This window comes from Streptomyces sp. SCA2-17 (assembly GCF_044336695.1).
Genome location: NZ_CP117521.1, coordinates 3,615,423 through 3,636,132, shown reverse-complemented (window position 1 = coordinate 3,636,132; position 20,710 = coordinate 3,615,423). Strand labels below are relative to the sequence as shown.

The 20,710-nt window shown below is 72.4% G+C and carries 19 protein-coding genes; 7 read left to right on the top strand and 12 right to left on the bottom strand.

Annotation, left to right across the window (positions count from 1 at the left end):
* Positions 1-131: 131 nt before the first annotated feature.
* From PS271_RS16430 to cysS, 3 genes are all read right to left on the bottom strand, one after another.
* Complete coding sequence (locus PS271_RS16430; RefSeq protein ID WP_398382594.1) at positions 132-1,793, bottom strand: DoxX family protein; 1,662 nt, start codon at positions 1,791-1,793, stop codon at positions 132-134.
* A 206-nt stretch (positions 1,794-1,999) separates the two neighbouring features.
* A complete protein-coding gene (gene rlmB / locus PS271_RS16425) occupies positions 2,000-2,953 on the bottom strand; it encodes a 23S rRNA (guanosine(2251)-2'-O)-methyltransferase RlmB (RefSeq protein ID WP_398382593.1) in 954 nt (317 codons plus the stop codon).
* Between the two features lie 129 nt (positions 2,954-3,082).
* On the bottom strand, positions 3,083-4,480 hold the full coding sequence (gene cysS, locus PS271_RS16420) for a cysteine--tRNA ligase (RefSeq protein WP_398382592.1): 1,398 nt from the start codon (positions 4,478-4,480) through the stop codon (positions 3,083-3,085).
* 199 nt (positions 4,481-4,679) lie between these two features.
* On the opposite strand from cysS, the gene PS271_RS16415 reads away from it, so the two are divergent.
* The 3 genes from PS271_RS16415 to PS271_RS16405 all read left to right on the top strand — a co-directional run bounded on the left by PS271_RS16415 (position 4,680) and on the right by PS271_RS16405 (position 7,966).
* On the top strand, positions 4,680-5,930 hold the full coding sequence (locus PS271_RS16415) for an acyltransferase family protein (RefSeq protein WP_398382591.1): 1,251 nt from the start codon (positions 4,680-4,682) through the stop codon (positions 5,928-5,930).
* Between the two features lie 90 nt (positions 5,931-6,020).
* Positions 6,021-7,334, top strand: a complete 1,314-nt coding sequence (locus tag PS271_RS16410) for an acyltransferase family protein (protein WP_398382590.1) — start codon at positions 6,021-6,023, stop codon at positions 7,332-7,334.
* Between the two features lie 224 nt (positions 7,335-7,558).
* Complete coding sequence (locus tag PS271_RS16405) at positions 7,559-7,966, top strand: PPOX class F420-dependent oxidoreductase (protein WP_398382589.1); 408 nt, start codon at positions 7,559-7,561, stop codon at positions 7,964-7,966.
* 51 nt (positions 7,967-8,017) lie between these two features.
* On the opposite strand, the gene ispF is transcribed toward PS271_RS16405, so the two are convergent.
* The 3 genes from ispF to PS271_RS16390 all read right to left on the bottom strand — a co-directional run bounded on the left by ispF (position 8,018) and on the right by PS271_RS16390 (position 10,136).
* Entirely contained in the window at positions 8,018-8,518 is a 501-nt protein-coding gene (gene ispF / locus PS271_RS16400; RefSeq protein ID WP_367140217.1) for a 2-C-methyl-D-erythritol 2,4-cyclodiphosphate synthase, read from the bottom strand.
* Complete coding sequence (gene ispD / locus PS271_RS16395) at positions 8,508-9,281, bottom strand: 2-C-methyl-D-erythritol 4-phosphate cytidylyltransferase (protein ID WP_398382588.1); 774 nt, start codon at positions 9,279-9,281, stop codon at positions 8,508-8,510. The genes ispF and ispD overlap by 11 nt, the downstream gene beginning before the upstream one ends.
* A 372-nt stretch (positions 9,282-9,653) precedes the next feature.
* Positions 9,654-10,136 carry a CarD family transcriptional regulator gene (locus tag PS271_RS16390; protein ID WP_003953493.1) on the bottom strand — a complete coding sequence of 161 codons (483 nt, stop codon included), beginning with the start codon at positions 10,134-10,136 and terminating at the stop codon, positions 9,654-9,656.
* A 553-nt stretch (positions 10,137-10,689) separates the two neighbouring features.
* Here PS271_RS16390 and PS271_RS16385 point away from each other — a divergent pair.
* Complete coding sequence (locus PS271_RS16385) at positions 10,690-11,370, top strand: DUF461 domain-containing protein (RefSeq protein ID WP_398382587.1); 681 nt, start codon at positions 10,690-10,692, stop codon at positions 11,368-11,370.
* 174 nt (positions 11,371-11,544) lie between these two features.
* Here the strand turns inward: PS271_RS16385 and phoP are convergent, their stop codons facing one another.
* Both phoP and phoR read right to left on the bottom strand, forming a co-directional pair.
* On the bottom strand, positions 11,545-12,225 hold the full coding sequence (phoP, locus tag PS271_RS16380) for a two-component system response regulator PhoP (RefSeq protein ID WP_031183999.1): 681 nt from the start codon (positions 12,223-12,225) through the stop codon (positions 11,545-11,547).
* Positions 12,222-13,442, bottom strand: coding sequence for a two-component system sensor histidine kinase PhoR (phoR, locus tag PS271_RS16375; RefSeq protein WP_120757066.1), 1,221 nt, complete (start codon positions 13,440-13,442; stop codon positions 12,222-12,224). Before phoR ends, phoP begins: the two co-directional genes overlap by 4 nt.
* Before the next feature lie 201 nt (positions 13,443-13,643).
* Here phoR and phoU point away from each other — a divergent pair, with 201 nt between their 5' ends.
* Positions 13,644-14,333, top strand: a complete 690-nt coding sequence (gene phoU, locus PS271_RS16370; protein WP_398382586.1) for a phosphate signaling complex protein PhoU — start codon at positions 13,644-13,646, stop codon at positions 14,331-14,333.
* A gap of 402 nt (positions 14,334-14,735) precedes the next feature.
* On the opposite strand, the gene PS271_RS16365 is transcribed toward phoU, so the two are convergent.
* Positions 14,736-15,629 carry a class F sortase gene (locus tag PS271_RS16365; protein WP_398382585.1) on the bottom strand — a complete coding sequence of 298 codons (894 nt, stop codon included), beginning with the start codon at positions 15,627-15,629 and terminating at the stop codon, positions 14,736-14,738.
* 175 nt (positions 15,630-15,804) lie between these two features.
* Here PS271_RS16365 and PS271_RS16360 point away from each other — a divergent pair, with 175 nt between their 5' ends.
* Positions 15,805-16,383 (top strand): hypothetical protein, encoded by a 579-nt coding sequence (locus PS271_RS16360; RefSeq protein ID WP_398382584.1) that lies wholly within the window; start codon positions 15,805-15,807, stop codon positions 16,381-16,383.
* A gap of 184 nt (positions 16,384-16,567) precedes the next feature.
* Here PS271_RS16360 and PS271_RS16355 read toward each other — a convergent pair whose 3' ends face one another.
* Positions 16,568-17,329, bottom strand: a complete 762-nt coding sequence (locus tag PS271_RS16355) for a phosphoglyceromutase (protein ID WP_120757181.1) — start codon at positions 17,327-17,329, stop codon at positions 16,568-16,570.
* 153 nt (positions 17,330-17,482) lie between these two features.
* Between PS271_RS16355 and PS271_RS16350 the strand changes: the two genes are divergently transcribed.
* Positions 17,483-18,796, top strand: a complete 1,314-nt coding sequence (locus PS271_RS16350; RefSeq protein WP_398382583.1) for an MDR family MFS transporter — start codon at positions 17,483-17,485, stop codon at positions 18,794-18,796.
* Positions 18,797-18,804: 8 nt separating this feature from the next.
* Here PS271_RS16350 and PS271_RS16345 read toward each other — a convergent pair whose 3' ends face one another.
* Together PS271_RS16345 and mshA are read right to left on the bottom strand one after the other, a co-directional pair.
* Positions 18,805-19,344, bottom strand: a complete 540-nt coding sequence (locus PS271_RS16345) for a type III secretion system chaperone family protein (protein ID WP_398382582.1) — start codon at positions 19,342-19,344, stop codon at positions 18,805-18,807.
* On the bottom strand, positions 19,337-20,698 hold the full coding sequence (gene mshA, locus PS271_RS16340; protein ID WP_398382581.1) for a D-inositol-3-phosphate glycosyltransferase: 1,362 nt from the start codon (positions 20,696-20,698) through the stop codon (positions 19,337-19,339). Before mshA ends, PS271_RS16345 begins: the two co-directional genes overlap by 8 nt.
* Positions 20,699-20,710 lie beyond the last annotated feature (12 nt).

Genomic DNA, 20,710 nt, shown 5'->3' with positions numbered 1-20,710 from the left:
GGCCGCGGATTCCGCCGGACCCTCGCCGTCGTGGCGTGTCGCCGCCGCGGCGGGCACTTTCTTCCGCCGCCACGGCGACGGGAACGGCCCCGCACCCGGAAAGGGTGCGGGACCGTTGCTGCGGGGCCTGCTCAGCCCAGGAGGCCTCCCAGCGCTCCCGTGCCGCCGCTGGACGAGCCGCCGCCCGAGGACGTGCCGCCCGTGCTGCCCGACGTGCTGCCCGCGCCGCTGGAGGCCGACGAGCCGCCCGAGGGGCTGCGCGGGGCGGCCGGCGGGGCGGGGTGCCGCGGGGTCTGCGGGGCGGGGCGGACGCCCTGGCTGGCGCCGGGCCGACCGGTGCCGCCCGCCGCGGCGCCGGTGGGGGTGCGGGCGGCGCCGGGCGCGGCCGGGGCGGTCGCGGACGGGGTCGCCGAGTGGGTGCCGGGGGCCGTGGGCGTGGGGGTGCCGGCGGCCGACGGGCCGTGGGAGCCGCGCGGGGTGCGGGCGGCGCCGGGGCTCTGCGGGTCCGGGGAGCCGGGGAGGTTGTTGACCGGGGGGTCGCTGGGGCCGGGGACCTTGACGGTCTGGGAGGAGCGGACGGCGCCGCCGAGGGTGGAGCCGACCAGCAGGGTGAGGCCGATGACGACCGTGGCCATGATCGTGCCGCGGCGCAGGACGCGCCGCCGCAGGTCCCACAGCTCGGCGCGCGGGCCGAGGCGGCGCCAGGCCTCGCCGGCGAGCCGCCCGTCGATGGAGTAGAAGGGCGCCCCGGCGATCACGAGGGGGCTCCAGGCGGCCAGGTAGATGATGTCGGGGGCGTCGTAGACGGGGGTGCTGCGCCAGCTGACGGTGACGATCAGGACGGCGGACAGCAGCACGCCGACGCAGGCGGCGAGGCGCTGCCAGAGACCGACGATGGTGAGCACGCCGACGACGATCTGGAGGAAGGCGACGGTGAGGCCGGCGCCCACGGGGTGGCTGAGGGCGAAGTCGCGCAGGGGCTCGGCGGCGGGCCAGGGGTGGAGGGCCGTGAGCCAGGCGACCATGGAGCCGCGCTTGCCGCCGTCGAAGTAGCCGGGGTCGCAGAGCTTGCCCATGCCGGCGTAGACGGAGATGAGGCCGAGGAAGATCCGCAGCGGCAGCAGGACGACGCCGAGGTTCATCCGGCGGCCGGGGTAGTAGGCGTGCCGGACGGAGTCGCGCTTGGTGGCGCTCTCCTCGCCGTCCGCGCCCTCGGCGCCGTCTTCGTCGTACTCCGCGTCGTAGCCGCCGGGGTCGTCGGGGCCGCCGAACTGCGGGTAGCGGTAGCGGTCTTCGTCGTACGCGCTGCCGGTGGGGCGGACGCCGTGCAGGAGCTGCGTCTCGGGGCCGGCGGGACCGGCGGCGTCGACGAGCTCGCCGGGGCCGGTGCGCTCGCCGTGGCTGCGGGGGCCCACGACGGAGGGGGGCTGATCGCCGACGCGGATGCGGGGCAGCACCTGGGTGGAGCCCGCGTCGGTGACGGCGGAGTCCCGTACGGCCTGGAGGAGTTCGGTGGGCGCCGCGTCGCCGGGGGCGGCCCGCCCGCTCCACACCACGGGAGCGCGCCGTTTGGGCGCGCTCTTGACGGTGGGCAGCTGCGCCGTGTCGGCGATGCCTGCGTACTGGCGGGCGACGCGCGGGGGCCGGGCGAGCTGCACGCGGAAACTCACGTGGTTGACGGCGATCTGCGCCGGGTCGGACGGAACCTTCACCGTACTCAGCGCGGGCTGGTCGTCGTACCCGGAAGAGCTTCCCCCCGTGGGTGTGCGGGGTGTTCTGGTGTCCACACTCATCTAACCGAGTGACTTCTGATTAGGACACTGCCTTGACCGGTTCGAACTGCCGGGGACGCGTCAACGCTTCCCGCCGGGGGACGGCCGGAGCGGGCCGGGACGGGCCGGCGGCGATGTCCTCACACGCCGGACCGGCTGGTCAACCAGCCGGTCCGGCGTGTGAGGAGGGCGACCGGGCCGCCGCGTGCGACGCCCGGTGAATCCGCTTATGCCCGGCGGCGCGCCGCCTCGTACAGCACGACGCCCGCGGCGACACCCGCGTTGAGCGACTCCGCGCCGCCCGGCATCGGGATGCGCACGCGGAAGTCGCAGGTCTCGCCGACGAGGCGGGACAGGCCCTTGCCCTCGCTGCCGACGACGATGACGACCGGGCCTCCGAGGGCTTCGAGCTCGTGCAGCTCGACGTCGCCGTCGGCGGCGAGGCCGACGACGACCAGGCCCTCCTTCTGGTACGACTCCAGCATCCGCGTCATGTTGGTGGCGCGGGCGACGGGCGTCCGGGCGGCGGTGCCGGCGGAGGTCTTCCAGGCGCTGGCGGTCATGCCGGCCGCGCGGCGCTCGGGGACGACCACGCCGTGGCCGCCGAAGGCGGAGACGGAGCGGACGACGGCGCCGAGGTTGCGCGGGTCGGTGATGCCGTCGAGGGCGACGATCAGCGGGTCCTCGCCGTCGTCGAAGGCGGCGGCGGAGAGGTCCTCGGGGTGGGCGTACTCGTAGGGCGGGACCGACAGGACGAGGCCCTGGTGGTTGAGGCCGTTGGTCATCCGGTCGAGCTCGGGACGGGGGGCCTCCATGAGGTTGAGGCCCTTGTCGGTGGCGAGCTGGAGGGCCTCGCGCACGCGCTCGTCGTTGTCGAGGTACTGCTGGACGTAGAGGGTCTTGGCGGGCACGCCCTCGCGCAGCGCCTCGACGACGGAGTTGCGGCCGACGACGAGCTCGTTGGGGCCCTTGGGGCCGCCGCGGCGGGGGGCGGGGCGGCGGGCCGCCGCCTGCTTGGCCTGGGCGTTGGCGACACGGTTCTTCTTGTGTCCCTTGCGCATGGAGGCGGGCGGGGTCGGGCCCTTGCCCTCCAGGCCCCGGCGCCGCTGGCCGCCGCTGCCGACCGTCGCGCCCTTCTTGTTGGACGTGCGGCGGTTCCTGCGCTGGCTGTTGCCGGCCATGGGGTCACCTGACTTCTTCTACTCTGCCGCCCTGGGACCGATCGGCCCCGGCGGGCCCTTGCGGGCTTCGGACGGCTGCGCCGGACTGGGTCCGGCGGTTGCCTACTACGTACGTACGAAAAGTGTCCCTCAGGACAGCGACCAGCGCGGTCCGGACGGGGTGTCCTCGATGGCGAGGCCGGCGTGCTGGAGCTGGTCGCGGATGGCGTCGGCGGCGGCCCAGTCCTTGCGGGCGCGGGCGGCCTGGCGCTGGTCGAGGACGAGGCGGACGAGGGAGTCCACGACGCCGTGGAGGTCGTCGCCGCGGCCGGCGGAGGCGTCGGCCCACTGCTCGTCGAGCGGGTCGAGGCCGAGGACGCCGAGCATGGCGCGGACCTCCGCGAGGCGGGCGACGGCGGACTCCTTGTCGTCCGCGGTCAGGGCGGAGTTGCCCTGGCGGACGGTGGTGTGGACGATCGCGAGCGCCTGGGGGACGCCCAGGTCGTCGTCCATGGCCTCGGCGAAGGCGGGCGGGACCTCGGCGGCGGGCTCGACGGTCTTGCCGGCCATCTCGCAGACGCGCTGCATGAAGCCCTCGATCCGCGCGAACGCGGCCTCGGCCTCGCGCAGGGCCTCCTCGCTGTACTCGATCATCGAGCGGTAGTGCGGGGTGCCGAGGTAGTAGCGCAGGACGATGGGGCGCCAGTGCTTGACCATCTCGGAGACGAGGACGGAGTTGCCGAGGGACTTCGACATCTTCTCGCCGCTCATGGTGACCCAGGCGTTGTGCACCCAGTACGAGGCGAAGTCGTCGCCGAAGGCCTTGGCCTGGGCGATCTCGTTCTCGTGGTGGGGGAAGATCAGGTCGAGGCCGCCGCCGTGGATGTCGAAGGCGGTGCCCAGGTACTTGTGGGCCATGGCGGAGCACTCCAGGTGCCAGCCGGGGCGGCCGCGGCCCCACGGGGTCTCCCAGGAGGGCTCGCCGGGCTTGGCGGCCTTCCACATGGCGAAGTCGCGGGGGTCGCGCTTGCCGGTCTCGCCCTCGCCGGAGGGCTGGAGGAGATTGTCCAGCTCCTGGTTGGAGAGCTGGAGGTAGCCGGGGAAGGAGCGCACGTCGAAGTAGACGTTGCCGTCGGCGGCGTAGGCGTGGCCGCGCTCGATGAGGCCGCGCATCATCTCGACCATCTCGGTGACGTGGCCGGTGGCGCGGGGCTCGACGGTGGGCGGCAGGCAGCCGAGGACGTCGTAGCCGCTGTTGAAGGCGCGCTCGTTCTCGTAGCCGATGGACCACCAGGGGCGGCCCTGGTCCGCGGCCTTGTTGATGATCTTGTCGTCGATGTCCGTGACGTTGCGGACGAAGGTGACGTCGTAGCCGCGGTAGGTGAACCAGCGGCGGAGGATGTCGAAGTTCAGGCCGGAACGGATGTGGCCGATGTGCGGAGCGGCCTGCACGGTCGCGCCACACAGGTAGATCGAGACGCAGCCCGGAGTGAGCGGGGAGAAGTCGCGGATCTGCCGGGCGCTGGTGTCGTACAGGCGAATGGTCACGCAACCAGAGTAGTGGGCGTTCGGCAGTGCCCCCGGCAATCGGGGGTGCGGAAGGACGGGAACGAGGGGTTCCGCGGGATCCCGAGAGGAAATACCCCTCTTTGCTCCCTATCTTCCTAATACGGCCTAATACGGCAAAAGTACGGATCTGCGTGATAGCTTCCCGGGCACTGCCTCACCTTCACCGCCTGGAGGGGCGTTGCACCCCACCCTGCCCGTACAGCCCGAGGGAAGCCGCGGGCCCGTCCGGCTGGCCGCACTGGACGGTCTGCGGCTGTGCGCGGCACTGATGGTGGTGGCGTACCACTACGTGGCGTTCGGCAGCGGGGCGTGGGCGGGGCCGCCGGCGGAGGTCTTCCCCGCCGCCCACGTGCCGGCGTCGTACGGGTGGCTGGGCGTGCAGCTGTTCTTCATGATCAGCGGCTTTGTGATCTGCATGAGCTGCTGGGGCCGGGGGCCAGGCGAGTTCGCCGTGTCGCGCGTCACCCGGCTCTTCCCCGCGTACTGGTTCTCCGTCCTGGCCGTCGCCCTCGCCGTCTGTCTGTGGCCGATGGCGGACGAAACCCTCCGTTCGCGGGACGTCGCCGTCAACCTGACCATGCTCCAGTCACCCCTCGGGGTGGATGCCGTCGACGGCGTGTACTGGACGCTGTGGGTCGAGCTGCGCTTCTACCTGCTCTTCGCGCTGGTCGTCGCCGGCAGGGGGCTCACGTACGCGCGGGCGGTCGGCTTCTGCGTGATCTGGGGCTTCGCGGCGGCCGTCGCGGCGGCGGTGGACGAGCCGCTGCTCGACCAGGTGCTGCTGCCGGAGGACTGCTGGTACTTCATCGCGGGCATTGCCTTCCACCTCATGTACCGCCACCGCCCGAACCTCGTGCTGTGGCTGCTGGTCGCCGGGTGCTTCCTCGTCGCGCAGCACTACCTGGTGGTGGCCCAGGGACGTGCGGAGGGCCACATGGGCCACCGGGTGCCGCACTGGCCGACGGCGGTGCTGCTGGCCGTCTTCTTCGCCGCCATGGCGGCGGTCGCGCTCGGCTGGACCCGGCGCCTGACGCACCGGTCGCTGACCGCGGCCGGCGCGCTGACCTATCCCCTCTATCTGATCCACGAGCGGGTGGGCTGGCTGGTGATCCGGCGGACGGCCGGCGCCGCGCCCCCGGCCGTCCTGCTGCCCGCGCTGGTGGCGGGGATGCTGGCGACGGCGTGGCTGGTGCACCGGCTGGTGGAGCGGCCGCTGGCGGGGGTCCTGCGGCGCGGGCTGCGGCGGGCGGCGGCCGAGATGCGGGCCGCCTCACAGGGCGCGTCGCAGGCCGGACCTCCGGGAGCACCGCAAGCCGGACCTCCTGGGGCATCGCAGGCCGCATCGCCGGGCTCACCACAAGATCGTCACAAGATCACCCCGGAGCCGTTCCAGGCCGGGGGTTGGAATTACGGCAGAGACAGGAGATAACTGTCACGGCGGGCCGGGGGGTCCTTGTGTCAGCATGCCCGCGGACGGCCCTCGTAGGATGAGCCGACCTGAGCCGATGGAGAGGACCACATGCGTTTCGCCAGCCGAGGAGATCTCGATGGCGGCCTGGCTGCAGCCGGACGGAAACCGGCGGCTCCCAGGCTTTACGTCCTGGACGGGCTCCGGATCGTCGCGGCCCTCATGGTCGTCTTCTTCCACTACGTGGCGCTGCGCGGCGGCTGGGGCCAGGACCCCGAGCACATCTTCCCCAATGCGTGGAAGTTCGCCCAGTACGGCTGGACCGGCGTCGAGATCTTCTTCCTCATCAGCGGCTTCGTCATCTGCATGAGCACGTGGGGCCGCTCGCTGGGGGACTTCTTCATCTCCCGGGTGTCGCGGGTCTACCCCGCCTACTGGGTCGGGATCCTGCTCACGGCCGCGGTCGTCTCGCTGTGGCCGCAGGTGCGGCAGGTCAACGGCGGCTTCGACGGCATCCTCACGAACCTGACCATGCTCCAGTCGGGGCTCGGGGTCTGGGACGTCGACGGCGTCTACTGGACGCTCTTCATCGAGCTGAAGTTCTACGTAATGTTCGCGGTCGTCGTGGCTACGGGCGTGACGTACCGCAAGTGCGTGCTCTTCTGCGTCGTGTGGACGATCGTCGCGCTGGCCTCGGTCCAGGCGGACATCAAGCTCCTCGACCAGTGGGCGATGCCGCTCTTCCAGCCGTACTTCGTGGCGGGCATCGCCTTCTACCTGATGTACCGCTACCGCCCCAACGCCCTGCTCTGGGGCATCGTCGCGATGTCGCTGCTCCTCGCCGAGCACCAGATCGGCCGCCGCGTCCGGGACAACACCACGCACAACATCCCCGACTGGCCCGCCAAGGCGATCGTCTTCGTCGCGTTCGTGCTGATGGCACTGATCGCGTGCGGCGTGTTCAACCGGATGCAGTGGCGCTGGCTGTCCACGGCGGGCGCGCTCACCTACCCGCTGTACCTGATCCACCAGTACATCGGCATGACGGTCATCTACGGCCTGCGCGACCGCGTCCCCCGGCCCGCGCTGGTCGCCGGCCTGATCGTGGTGATGCTCTGCGCGGCGTGGCTGATGCACAAGTTCGTGGAACGGCCGCTGAGCTCCAAGCTGCGCAAGGTACTGCGCTCCAGCATGGAGGAGGTGCGGCAGCACTCCCCGCGGCGTGCGGCGCCGGCTGCGCCAGGGGCCTCGCAGGCGGCTCCACAGGGAGCCCCGCAGGCGGCTTCGCCGGTTCCCGAGCAGCACGGCGGGCGCGAGGAGGTCCGCGAGAGCGCGGTGGCGCAGCGGCTGCGGGCGTACGAGACGGGCCTGTACGAGCAGCCGGCGGACGACCGGGTGCCCGTGGGCCGGACGGACGGGGCCTGAGCCTCAGGGGCGCGGGCCCGAGCCGTACGGGCCGGGCTGTGGGCCTGTGCGGGCCGGCTGCCCGTACGGACGGGCCGGGGCCCGCGCCTGCCGGGCCGCTCCGAGCCTGAGCCGTACGGGCGCGCGTTCCGGCTTGTCCCGGCTTGTACGCGCCCCTTTCCCGCGCCGGCGGCATACGGTGAGCGCGATCGCGTACGCGCACGCTCCCCCGGGAAGGATCCGCCGTGGCCGCCACGCTCTCCGACGACCTGAAGAAGCTCCTCGACGACGCCCCCGTCTTCGCGACCGTCGCCACGGTCCAGCCGGACGGCAGCCCCCAGCTCACGGTCACCTGGCTCACGCGCGACGGCGACGACCTGCTGATCTCCACGACCGTCGGGCGGCGCAAGGAGAAGAACCTGCGCCGCGACCCGCGCGTCACGGTGATGATCAACCCGCACAACGCGCCGTACACCTACGCCGAGGTGCGCGGCACGGCCACGCTCACCACCGAGGGCGGCCAGGAGCTGATCAACGAGCTCTCGCGGAAGTACACGGGCAAGGACTACGCGGACTTCAACCCGGCGGCGAAGGACGACGCGGAGCGGGTGGTCGTACGGGTCACGCCGCGGAAGGTGGTGGGGTCGATCTGACCCCACGACTTCCGGCCGGGTTCGGTGCTCCGGGGCTCGGTCCTCCGGGGTTCAGTAGACGTCCGCCCGGACCACCAGCGCGGTCGCCACGGCCGTGAGGCCCTCCTCACGGCCCGGGAAGCCCAGACCGTCCGTCGTGGCGCCGGAGACCGTCACCGGGGCTCCCACGGCCTCCGAGAGGACCTTCTGGGCCTCCTCGCGGCGCTTGCCGATCCGCGGGCGGACGCCGACGACCTGGACGGCGACGTTGCCGATGACGAAGCCGGCCTCGCGCACGATGCGGGCGGCCTCGGTGAGCAGCGTGACGCCGGAGGCGCCGGCCCACTCGGGGCGGCCGGTGCCGAAGTGGGCGCCGAGGTCGCCGAGGCCGGCGGCGGAGAAGAGGGCGTTGCAGGCGGCGTGGGCGACGACGTCGGCGTCGGAGTGGCCGGCGAGGCCGGTCTCTCCGGGCCACAGCAGGCCGCCGCACCACAGCTCGCGGCCTTCCTCGAAGGCGTGCGTGTCGGTGCCGATGCCCACCTGGGGCAGGGCGGGGAGCGGGCTAGAAGCCATCGTTGGCCCTCCTTCGGGCGAGTACGGCTTCGGCGAGGACGAGGTCGAGCGGCCGGGTGACCTTGAAGGCCTCTTCGTGGCCGGGCACGAGGACGACGGGGGCGCCGAGGCGCTCGACCATGCCGGCGTCGTCGGTGGCGCCCTCGCCCGCCGAGTCGGCGAACTTCTCGTGGGCGGCGTCCAGCGTGCGCCGGTCGAAGCCCTGGGGGGTCTGCACGGCCCGCAGGAGCGCCCGCTCGGGGGTGCCGGTGACGAGCTCGGGCTCGCCCTCGGCCGCGCCCGTGCGCGGCTCGACCTGCTTGACGGTGTCGGCGAGCGGAAGCGCCGGGACGACGGCGGGCGCGCCCTCGCGCACCGCGGTGATCACGGCGTCGACGGTGTCGACGGGCACCAGGGGGCGGGCGGCGTCGTGCACGAGGACGGTGCTGACGTCCGCCGGGAGGGCCGCGAGGCCGAGGCGGACGGACTCCTGGCGGGTCCCGCCGCCGGGGACGACGAGCACCTCGGCGCGGTCGTGGCCGCTGAGGGGGTGGTCGTCGAGGAGGGCGCGGACCTCGGCGGCGCCGTCCGGCGGGGCGACCACGACGACGAGGGAGACGGCGCGGGAGGCGGCCATCGCCCGGACGGCGTGGACGAGCATGGGGGTGCCGCCCAGGGCCCGCAGGGCCTTGGGGGCGCCCGGGCCGAGCCTGACCCCGCGCCCTGCGGCGGGGATCACGGCGGCGGTGCGCGAAGGAGTGACGGCAGGGGCTCGATCAGACATTGCGTTCGCGTTCAGGTTTGCTTCCTCGGCCGAATTGGGTATGGCCTGGGGAGTGCCGGGCAACAAGCCCCGACCAGCCCCTTCCGTGACAGCTGGGCGGGCCGGCTGCCCGGGCCCGGCACTCCAGCAGCACAGTGAGCGCGCGTACAGCACGAGGGGTGCGCGTGCCCGCATCCGGAGATGCCGCAGCGCCCGGCGGATGACTTGCGTCACCGCGCGGGCACCGCGGCACTTCTTTACGTCCGGTGCATCCCGTACGTACGGTTTTCACGTCACGCACGAGCTTCACGTCGCGCACGGTCTTCACGTCCGGTACCTGTGCGTCGGCGACGCGAGGGCATCGGCATGCCGGCCGTTGACTCACTCAGGACCTCAGGATGCGAGGACCTCGTCGAGCAGGGCCTCGGCCTTGTCCTCGTTGGTGTTCTCCGCGAGGGCGAGCTCGCTCACCAGAATCTGGCGCGCCTTGGCCAGCATGCGCTTCTCACCGGCGGACAGGCCGCGCTCGCGCTCGCGGCGCCACAGGTCGCGCACGACCTCGGCAACCTTGATCACGTCGCCCGACGCGAGCTTCTCGAGATTTGCCTTGTAGCGACGGGACCAGTTCGTCGGCTCTTCGGCATACGGCGCACGCAGCACCTCGAAGACCCGGTCCAGCCCATCCTGGCCGACCACATCGCGCACACCGACGAACTCCGCATTGTCCGCCGGCACCCGAACCGTCAGGTCACCCTGGGCGACCTTCAGCACCAAGTAGGTCTTGTCCACGCCTTTGATCTGGCGAGTTTCGATGGCCTCGATCAGCGCGGCCCCGTGATGGGGATAGACCACGGTGTCGCCAACCTTGAACGTCATGTGACAGGTACCCCTTCCGTGGCTATCCAGTCTAACACGGGAACTCCCCGTTCTGAATGGCGTTTTCGCAGGTCAGGGCATATCTCGGGGCTTGACAACAGCAACCGGGACGTGCTGCGGAGGGGTTCCGGAAGCGGGTATTCGCAGGTGGGAGCGGTTCTCCGGGCAGGGCGAAACGGGCACGTTACACGCGCCGAGAGCCGCTCGCGAGCGGTCGAACGTCCCGTTTTGCCGGGGTCCGCTCGGCTGACTTCCGCTACTCCGTTCGGGGCGCGGGCCGCGTTCACCGACCGGAATCCGGAATTGATCACCGCGAACTTGATCAATTCAGGAAGGCCTTCCGCGCGCCCGCGCATTCCCTGCCGATAATGCGCACCGGCGCCCGCGGACATCCGCGCGGGGCGCACACCGTCGATATTCGGCCGTGCGCCGGACCGGGCCGAAGTTGACCATGGGGGCGGGTCGGGTGCGGCCGCCTCCGAGGGGGTCGGTAACCTAAGCGCGCTGACACAACTCTTACACCTCTCACCTCGTCCAAGGAGATGCCGCCGCCGTGAGCAGCAGCCTTCGACGCGGCACTCTCGCCGCTACCGCCCTCGTGCTCTCGATCGCCTCGCTCTCCGCCTGCGCGGCGGGTAACAGCGCGCAGACGCTCGAGGTGAAGCCGGACAACGCCGCCACTTCGGTCGGCGACATCAAGCTCCAGAACGTCAACGTGATCACGCAGCCGGACCTCACCGCGAAGGGCCCCGCCGTGATCACCGGCCAGGTCTTCAACAACGGGCTCAAGGACCAGACGCTCCGCGCGATCAGCCTGCCCGGCAAGAACGGCGCCAAGGTGAAGCTCACCGCGGCCAAGGGCTCCGGCGACGTCGTCGTCCCGGCCGGCGGCTCGGTGCTGCTGGGCGGCAAGGGCAACGCCTCGGCGGTCCTGCCGGACGGCCGCGAGGCCATCAAGGACGGCGAGCAGCAGCGCCTGGCGTTCGACTTCAGCGAGACGGGCGAGGTGCGGATCGGGGCGTTCGTCGTCCCGGCGACGAGCTACTTCAAGGACTGGGGGCCGGCCGAGGCCGCGCCGACGCCTGCGGCGAAGCCGGGCGGCACCAAGCCGTCGGGTGAGCCGTCCGCGCCGGCGGGCACGCCTTCCGCTCCCGCGGGGAAGCCGAGCGGTGGCGCGTCCTCGCCTGCGGCGGGCGAGGCGTCCCAGGGCGGCCAGCAGCACGCCGGTCACTGAGTGAGCCATGACGAAGGGCCCGGAAGCATTGCGCTTCCGGGCCCTTCGCTCGTACGGGTGAAGATGGGCGGGGCACCGCCGAACTCCACCGTCGTGGTTGCTCGCCGTGGCGGCGGACACTTTCTCCCGCCGCCACGGCGAGACGCCACGACGGCGAGGGTCCGCCGGAACGGCCTACGGCTCGAACTTGTAGCCCAGGCCGCGCACCGTCACCAGGTAGCGGGGCGCGCCCGGGTCCGGTTCGATCTTGGCGCGGAGGCGCTTGACGTGGACGTCCAGGGTCTTGGTGTCGCCGACGTAGTCCGCGCCCCAGACCCGGTCGATGAGCTGCATGCGCGTGAGCACGCGGCCCGCGTTGCGCAGCAGCATCTCCAGGAGGTCGAACTCCTTCAGCGGGAGGTCGACCTTGGCGCCGGAGACCGTGACGACGTGCCGGTCGACGTCCATCCGGACCGGGCCGGCCTCCAGCGCGGCCGGGGTGACCTCCTCCGGCTCGCCGCGGCGGCGCAGCACCGCTCTGATGCGGGCCACGAGCTCCCGCGAGGAGAACGGCTTGGTGACGTAGTCGTCGGCTCCTATTTCCAGGCCGACGACCTTGTCGATCTCGCTGTCCTTGGCGGTCACCATGATGACCGGGACGTTGGAGCGGCCGCGCAGCTGCCGGCAGACCTCGGTGCCGGGCAGGCCCGGCAGCATCAGGTCGAGCAGGACCAGGTCGGCGCCGTTGCGCTCGAACTCGTCCAGCCCGTCGGGCCCCGTGGCCGCGACGGCGACCTCGAATCCCTCCTTGCGCAGCATGTAGGACAACGCGTCGCTGAAGGACTCTTCGTCCTCGACGACGAGTACTCGGGTCACGGAAGGACCTCCGGGGCGGGAAGGTGTTCGACAACGGGGTGGTGGGGGCTGCGGTCGCGGTCTCGGACCGCGCCCGCCTCGGGAAGTCGGAGGGTGAACGTCGAGCCCTGGCCCTCGGCGCTCCAGACCGTGACCTCGCCGCCGTGCGAGGCGGCGACGTGCTTGACGATGGCGAGGCCGAGGCCGGTCCCGCCGGTGGCGCGCGAGCGGGCCGGGTCGACGCGGTAGAACCGCTCGAAGACCCGCTCGCGGTCCTTCTCGGAGATGCCGATGCCCTGGTCGGTGACGGCGATCTCGATCAGGGCGCCGCCGGGCGCCGCGATGTGGCGTGCGGCGATGCCGACGCGTGTACGGGCGGGGCTGTAGTTGACGGCGTTCTCGACGAGGTTGCCGAGGGCGGCGGCGAGCTGGCCGCGGTTGCCCCAGACGTGCAGGTCGGCGGTGCCGCCGGCGGCCATGGTGATCTGCTTGGTGGAGGCCTGGTGGCGGCAGCGGTCGATGGCCTCGGCGACGAGTTCGTCGACGCGGACGGGCTCGGCGTCCTCCAGCGGGTCGTCGTTCTGGACCCGGGAGAGGTCGATGAGCTCCTGGACGAGGTTGGTGAGCCGGGTGGCCTCGATCTGCATGCGGCCCGCGAAGCGGTGGACCGCCTCGGGGTCCTCGGCCGCGTCCATGACGGCTTCGGAGAGCAGGGAGAGGGCGCCGACCGGAGTCTTGAGCTCGTGGCTGACGTTGGCGACGAAGTCGCGGCGGACGGCCTCGATGCGGCGGGCCTCGGTGAGGTCCTCCACCAGCAGCAGGACGAGCCGGGAGCCGAGCGGGGCGACGCGGGCGGAGACCGCGAGGGCTTCGCCGCGGCCGGTGCCGCGCCGGGGCAGGTCGAGCTCGACCTGGCGTATTTCGCCGTCCCGCCGGGTGTCGCGGGCCATTTGCAGCATGGGCTCGACGGCCAGCTTCCCGCCGCGCACGAGCCCGAGGGCGTACGCGGCGGAGCTGGCCTTGACCACGGCATCGGCCTCGTCCAGGACCACGGCCGACGAGCGCAGCACCGAGAGCACGGTGTCGACGCCGGGCGGGAGCACGGCGTCGGTGTGCAGGGAGCTGCGGGTCGGGCGGGCCTGGTCGCGCTCGCTCCAGCGGAACGCGAGCATGGCGATCACGCCGGTGCACAGCCCGGCGAGCGCTGCCGCTGCGGCGAGGGCCGCGTCCACGTTCATGAGTCCAGGTTATGCGGGCCGTACAGACCGTCCACAGCCAAATGGGTACCGCCTCGAACACACGTTGCCGAGAGTTCACCTCGGCGTCGGTCCCGGTTCACTCCGGAGCGCCGCGGCCGTCGCGTTCCGGCCGGACCGTGGGACCGTGGGCGGTCATACGGCTCGGCCCACTGTTTCACTCGGCAGAGAGAAGGTCAGGCAATGCGGGACGCGTACCACGAGGAGCTGGATTCGATCGGCGAGGGCCTGGTGGAGATGGCCCGGCTCGTCGGGTCGGCGATCGGGCGCGCCACGACGGCGATCCTGGACGCGGACCTGAAGCTCGCGGAGTCGGTGATCGCCGCGGACGCGAGGGTGGACGACCTCCAGCGGGATCTGGAGGAGCGTGCCGTCGCCCTGCTCGCGCGGCAGCAGCCGGTCGCCACCGATCTGCGGATCGTGGTCACCTCGCTGCGCATGAGCGCCGATCTGGAGCGCTCGGGCGACCTGGCCCAGCACGTCGCCAAGCTGGCGCGGCTGCGCTTCCCGGACACGGCGGTCCCGCGCGACCTGCACGCGACGATCCTGGAGATGGGGCAGCTGGCGCAGCGGCTGATGGCCAAGGCCGGCGAGGTGATCATCACCAAGGACGTCGACCTGGCGCTCCAGCTGGAGCAGGACGACGACGCGATGGACCTGCTGCACCGCGCGCTCTTCCAGCACCTGATGGACGACCGCTGGAAGCACGGCATCGAGACGGCGGTCGACGTGACGCTGCTGGGCCGCTACTACGAGCGGTTCGCGGACCACGCGGTGTCGGTCGCGAAGCGCGTGGTCTACCTGGTCACGGGCGAGCACGCGGACGAGCTGACGCAGTCGGAGGGCCGGTCGGGCGGGGACGGCGACGCCTGAGCCGGAGCGGGCGCCTGCCGGCGGTCCCTCCGGGTCGGCCGCGGGCGCGGGCGAGGGCGTACGGCCCGGGCCGGGTGCTTCCACGCGCCCTCCATGCGCCCGTACGTACGTACGCGAGGAGCATTGACGGACGGATCGGGCGGTCTTTGACTTGGGGGCAGGCAACCACCCTTCGAGGAGGTACCCGCACATGACCAAGACCCCTCCCGCACAGACCCAGGCCTGCTCATGCGGCCCCGGCTGCCAGTGCGGCTGCCAGTCCGGCGGATCGTGCCAGTGCGGTGGAGGCTGTAGCTAGCTCCTCCTCATCTCGCATGTCACTCACGGGAGGGACCCCCGGCCGGTGCTCCGGCCGGGGGTCCTCTCGCTTCCGGGCTCACTCCACCTGGGGCGCTCCCGGGCTCACTCCTCCTGGGGGTCCGCCTCGCCCTCGCCGGCTTCGCCGCCTTCGCCGGTTTCGGGGCCGGGAGGCGCGGGGGCGGCCGGGCCCGGCTTCTGGGCGGGGGCCTGGGGCTGCTGAGGCGGTGGCTGCTGTTGCTGCGGCGGCTGCTGAGGCTGTTGCTGGGCAGGCTGCTGCTGGGGCTGGGGCTGCGGGGGCTCCTGCCGCGGCTTCTGCTGCGGCTGCGGTGCCGGTGCCGCGCCGGTCAGGTACGAGCTGACGACGACGTTGGCGTTGTAGAGGTGCTTCTTGCGGTCGTAGTCGCCGCCGCAGGTGATCAGGCGCAGCTGCGCCTCGTCGGTGTCGGCGGGGCCGTAGAGCTTGTCGGCGTCGAAGGGCTCGTTGGGGACGACGGCGATGTTCTCGACGGTGAACTCGGCGACGATCCCGTCCGTACGGGTCACGTGGATCTTCGCGCCGCGCTTGAGGACGCTGAGCCCGGCGAAGACGGCCGGTGCCTTCTGGGTGTCGACGTGGCCGACGATGACGGAGGGGCCCTCGCTGCCCGGCGAGGGGCCGTCCTTGTACCAGGAGACGGCGTCGGCCCGCTCGTACGGCGGCAGTTCCACGCCGCCGAGCTTGTCGAGGCCGTGGCTCTCGATCGGGGCCTTGAGCCCCAGGACCTTGATCTCCAGGGTCTGGGGGCCGGCCCCCGGCAACGGATCGCGTGCCGGGGGCAGGCCGTGCGCGTGGGGGTGGCTCTTGGCCGCCGTGGTGCCGCCGCGGCCCGAGGCCTGGGTCTCCGGCTCGTCGGCACTGCCGTTGCCGGTCAGGCACAGGGCCACCAGCAAGGCCGCCCAGGCCACCCTCGTCAGCAGGCGGTTGCGTTTACGGCCACCTGCACGCGCTTCTGACATGACGCCCGTTCGCTCCCCGTCAGTGCTTGACGGCGCTCGCGGCGCGGCGGCGGTACCAGATCAGGCCGCCGACGAGACCGGCGGTCGCGGTACCGGCCAGGATGAGCACCGGTGCGTCGGCCGACTCCGTGGAGGCCGCGAGCGCGGTGGCGCCACCGCCCGCGTGGGAGGAGTGGTGCGGACGGCCGTGGTCGTGGTCGCCCCGGCCGTGGTCGTCGTCACCCCGGCCGTGGTCGCCGCGCCCGTGGTCGTGGTCGCCCTTGTCGTGGTCGCCACGCCCGTGGTCGTGATCGCCGCGGCCGTGGTCGTGGTCACCTCGCCCGTGGTCGTGGTCACCCCGGCCGTGGTCGTGGTCGCCACGCCCGTGGTCGTGGTCACCCCGGCCGTGGTCGTGGTCACCTCGCCCGTGGTCGTGATCGCCGCGGCCGTGGTCGTGGTCGCCACGCCCGTGGTCGTGGTCACCCCGGCCGTGGTCGTGGTCACCCCAGTCGTCGTCGCGGTCACCCCAGCCGTCGTGGTCGCCGCGGCCGTCGTGGTCACCCCAGCCGTCGTGGTCATGACGGCCGCAGCCGCCGTGGTGGTGGTCGTCGTGGTCGTGGCGGCCGTGGTCGTCGTCGCAGCGCCCCGTTGCGGGAGCACCTGCGGCCTCGCCCACGTTCGGGGCGATGCTGCCCCCGAAGGCGTAAGCCGGGACGACGGGAGCCGCGACGACGGCGACGACAGTGGCTGCACCGCATATGGCGGAGCGGAATGAATGCATGGTGTTACCTCCTTGCTCCGAGGCTCACCTGAAGACCCGCCCGCCGCATCCGCACCGTATCCGTCTTGCTCCATTCGGTGACCAGGCAACCCGTTCGCCACAGCAAGAGGCCCCCCACCAGCGGTTTCACCGCCGACAGGGGGCCCGTAGCCCCATGACCCCCGTCAGGGGGCCGGGGTCACTTCTTCTTGCCCTGGTTCTTCACGGCCTCGATGGCGGCCTTGGCGGCCTCCGGGTCGAGGTACGTGCCGCCGGGGGTGACCGGGCGGAAGTCGGCGTCGAGCTCGTAGGCGAGCGGGATGCCGGTGGGGATGTTCAGGCCCGCGATGTCCGCGTCGGAGATCCCGTCCAGGTGCTTGACCAGGGCGCGCAGCGAGTTGCCGTGGGCGGCGACGAGGACCGTGCGGCCGGCGAGGAGGTCCGGGACGATGCCGTCGTACCAGTACGGCAGCATGCGGACGACGACGTCCTTGAGGCACTCGGTGCGCGGGCGCAGCTCCGGCGGAATGGAGGCGTAGCGCGGGTCCTCGCTCTGGGAGAACTCCGAGCCGTCCTCGAGGGCGGGCGGCGGGGTGTCGTAGGAGCGGCGCCAGAGCATGAACTGCTCCTCGCCGAACTCGGCCAGGGTCTGGGCCTTGTCCTTGCCCTGGAGGGCGCCGTAGTGGCGCTCGTTCAGCCGCCAGGAGCGGTGAACCGGAATCCAGTGGCGGTCCGCGGACTCCAGGGCGAGCTGCGCGGTGCGGATCGCGCGCTTCTGCAGGGAGGTGTGGACCACGTCGGGGAGCAGGCCGGCGTCCTTGAGCAGCTCGCCGCCCCGGACCGCCTCCTTCTCGCCCTTCTCGTTCAGGTTGACGTCCACCCAGCCGGTGAACAGGTTCTTCGCATTCCACTCGCTCTCGCCGTGGCGGAGGAGGATCAGCTTGTACGGTGCGTCGGCCATGCCCATGAGCGTAATCGACCGCGCAGGTCACGCCGTGCGCGCTGCCCGGACGGCCGTCGATTGACGGCGTGCGGCAATCGGATGGCAGGTTCACCTCAGCTGTGTGTAAGTTGCGCCTAGCAGGTTCGGCACTTACACATGGGGGGATCCGGAATGTCCGTCGCGAGCGTCAGACGAGCCGCGAAGGAGAGTGTCTCGGGCTTGCCCCGGGCCTTCTGGTGGCTGTGGGCCTCCACGCTCGTCAACCGGCTGGGCGCCTTCGTCTCCATCTTCCTGGCCATGTTCCTCACCGCCGACCAGGGGCACTCCGCCTCCTTCGCGGGCTTCGTCGGCGCGCTGCTCGGCCTCGGCAGCGTCGTGTCGTCGATCGGCGCCGGCGTGATGACCGACCGGCTGGGCCGCCGGCCCACCCTGCTGATCGCCCAGGCCTCGACCGCCGTGTCGGTGGCCGTGCTGGGCTTCATGACCGACCCCGTGGCCATCGCGGTCGTCGCGTTCGTCGTCGGCATGGCGAGCAACGCCTCGCGCCCCGCGGTGCAGGCGATGATGGCGGACATCGTCGCCCCCGAGGACCGGGTGCGGGCCTTCGCCCTGAACTACTGGGCGATCAACCTCGGCTTCGCGATCTCGTCGGTCGCCGCCGGGTTCGTCGCCGAGTACAGCTATCTGATCGGCTTCCTCGGCGAGGCCGCGATGACGATGCTCTGCGCGGTGCTGGTGTTCGTGAAGCTGCCCGAGTCCCGGCCTGACGCCGTGGGCGCCGCCGCCACGGGCTCGGGCGCGGGCTCGGCCAAGGCCGGCGAGCCCGTCGTCAGCATGGGCACCGTGATGCGCGACGGCCGCTTCATGGCCGTGGTCGGCCTGTCCTTCCTCATCGCCGTGGTCTTCCTCCAGTCCCAGGTCGCCCTGCCGGTGGCGATGGCGGACGGCGGGTTCTCCACGAAGGACTTCGGCATGGCCATCGCCGTCAACGGCGTCCTGATCGTCGCCGTCCAGATCCCCGTCACCCGCTTCATCGAGCACCGGGACCAGCGGCTGCTGCTCGTCCTCGCGGCGCTCCTCGGCGGCTACGGCTTCGGGCTCACCGCCTTCGCCGGCTCGCTCGCGGTGTACATGCTGACCGTCTGCGTGTGGACGCTCGCGGAGATCATCAACTCGCCCATCCAGATGGGCCTGGTCGCCCGGCTCTCGCCGGTCCACGGCCGCGGCCGCTACCAGGGCATGTACACCCTGTCGTGGTCGGCGGCGTCGCTGGTCGCACCCGTCGCGGGCGGCACGGTCATCGACCGGTTCGGCGCGGACGCGCTGTGGGCGGGCTGCGCGGTGGTCGGGACGATCACCGCGGCCGGCTACTGGGTGCTGATGAGGAGGGTCACGGCGGCGGATCCGGCAGCGGTGCCGGAACCGCTTCGGGAGGGGGCCGACGCACAAGCTTCGGCCCCGGACCCGGCGGGGTCACCGGCGTAGGCCCCGCCTTACGACCCCGCGGGTCCGGCCCCGCCCTCGCCGTCCGGCCGGCCGGCCGCATCGGCCTGATCCGCCGTCAACCGCGCGAAGGCCTCCAGGTTCCGCGTCGACTCGCCCCGCGCCGTCCGCCACGCGTACTCCTTGCGGATGGCGCTCGCGAAGCCCATCTCCAGCAGCGTGTTGAAGCTGCCGTCGGCGTTCTCCAGGACCGTGCCGAGGATCCGGTCGAGCTCGTCCGGGGTGACCGCGGCCAGCGGCAGCCGGCCGACGAGGTAGACGTCACCCAGCTGGTCGAGCGCGTAAGCCAGCCCGTACAGCCGGGTGTTGCGCTCCAGCAGCCAGCGGTGCACCGCCTCGTGGTTCTCGTCGGGGCGGCGCACGACGAAGGCGTTGACCGAGAGCGAGTGCTTGCCGACGACCAGGGAGACGGTCGTCGCGAGCTTGCGCGTGCCGGGCAGCTTCACCACGTACGTGCCGTCGGCCGGGTTCTCCCATTCGAGCCCGGCCTCGTGGAACGTCTGCTCGATGACGGATTTGGCGTCAGACATGCGACGAGCGTAGGCGACGCCGCCGTTCGCCCATCGCCTCGGTGTACACCTCGGCCGTGGCGGCCGCGGCCGTGCCCCAGCCGAAGCGGCGCGCGTGGCGGGCCGCGGCCTCGCCCATCCGCCCGGCCAGGCCCGGCTCGTCGGCGAAGCGGCGCAGCACGGCGGCGTAGTCGGCGGGGTCGTGGCCGTCGACGAGGAAGCCGCTCTCGCCGTCCCGCACGGCCACGGGCAGGCCGCCGACGGCCGCCGCGAGGACGGGCGTGCCGCAGGCCTGGGCCTCGGCGGCGACGAGCCCGAAGGACTCGCTGTGGGAGGGCATGACCAGGACGGACGCCGCCCGGTACCAGTCGGCGAGCTGTTCCTGGCCGACCGGCGGGCGGAAGCGGACGACGTCGGCGATGCCGAGGCGCGCGGCGAGCTTCTGGAGCCCCTCGGGCTTGGCCATGCCGCTGCCGCTGGGGCCGCCGACGACGGGCACCACGATGCGCGACCGCAGGGCGGGCTGCTGGTCCAGGAGCTCGGCGACGGCGCGCAGCAGGATGTCGGGGGCCTTGAGGGGCTGGATGCGGCCGGCGAACAACGGGACGAGGGCGTCGGCCGGCAGGCCCAGGCGTGCGCGCGCGGCGGCCCGGCCGTCGGCGGGCCGGAAGCGGTCGAGGTTGACGCCGGGGTGGACGACGGCGACCTTGCCGGGGTCGGCTTCGTAGTGGTGGATCAGCTCCCGCGCCTCGCCCTCGGTGTTGGCGACGAGCCGGTCGGCGGCGCGCACGATCTGGGTCTCGCCGATGACGCGCGTGTCGGGCTCGGGCGTGTCGCCCGCGGCCAGGGCGGCGTTCTTGACCTTGGCCATGGTGTGCATGGCGTGGACGAGGGGGACGCCCCAGCGCTCGGCGGCGAGCCAGCCGACGTGCCCGGAGAGCCAGTAGTGGGAGTGGACGAGGTCGTAGTGGCCGGGCCGGTGGCCGGCCCACGCCTGCATCACGCCGTGCGTGAAGGCGCACAGCTGCGCCGGCAGCTCCTCCTTGGCCAGCCCCTCGTACGGGCCGGCGTCGATGTGCCGGACGAGGACGCCGGGCGCCAGCTCGACGGCGGGCGGGAGGGCGCCGGTGGTGGCGCGGGTGAAGATCTCGACCTCGATGTTGATCGCGGCGAGCCGCTTGGCCAGCTCCACGATGTACACGTTCATCCCGCCGGCGTCGCCGGTGCCGGGCTGGTGGAGCGGCGAGGTGTGAACGCTGAGCATCGCGATGCGGCGGGGCTTGCGAGGGGCGCCGAGGCGGCGCAGCGGGGTGCCCGCGAGGGTGCCGAGCGCGCGGCCGCGGCGGGCGCCGAGCCTGGATGCGTACTGGCTCACCGTGCGTGTCCT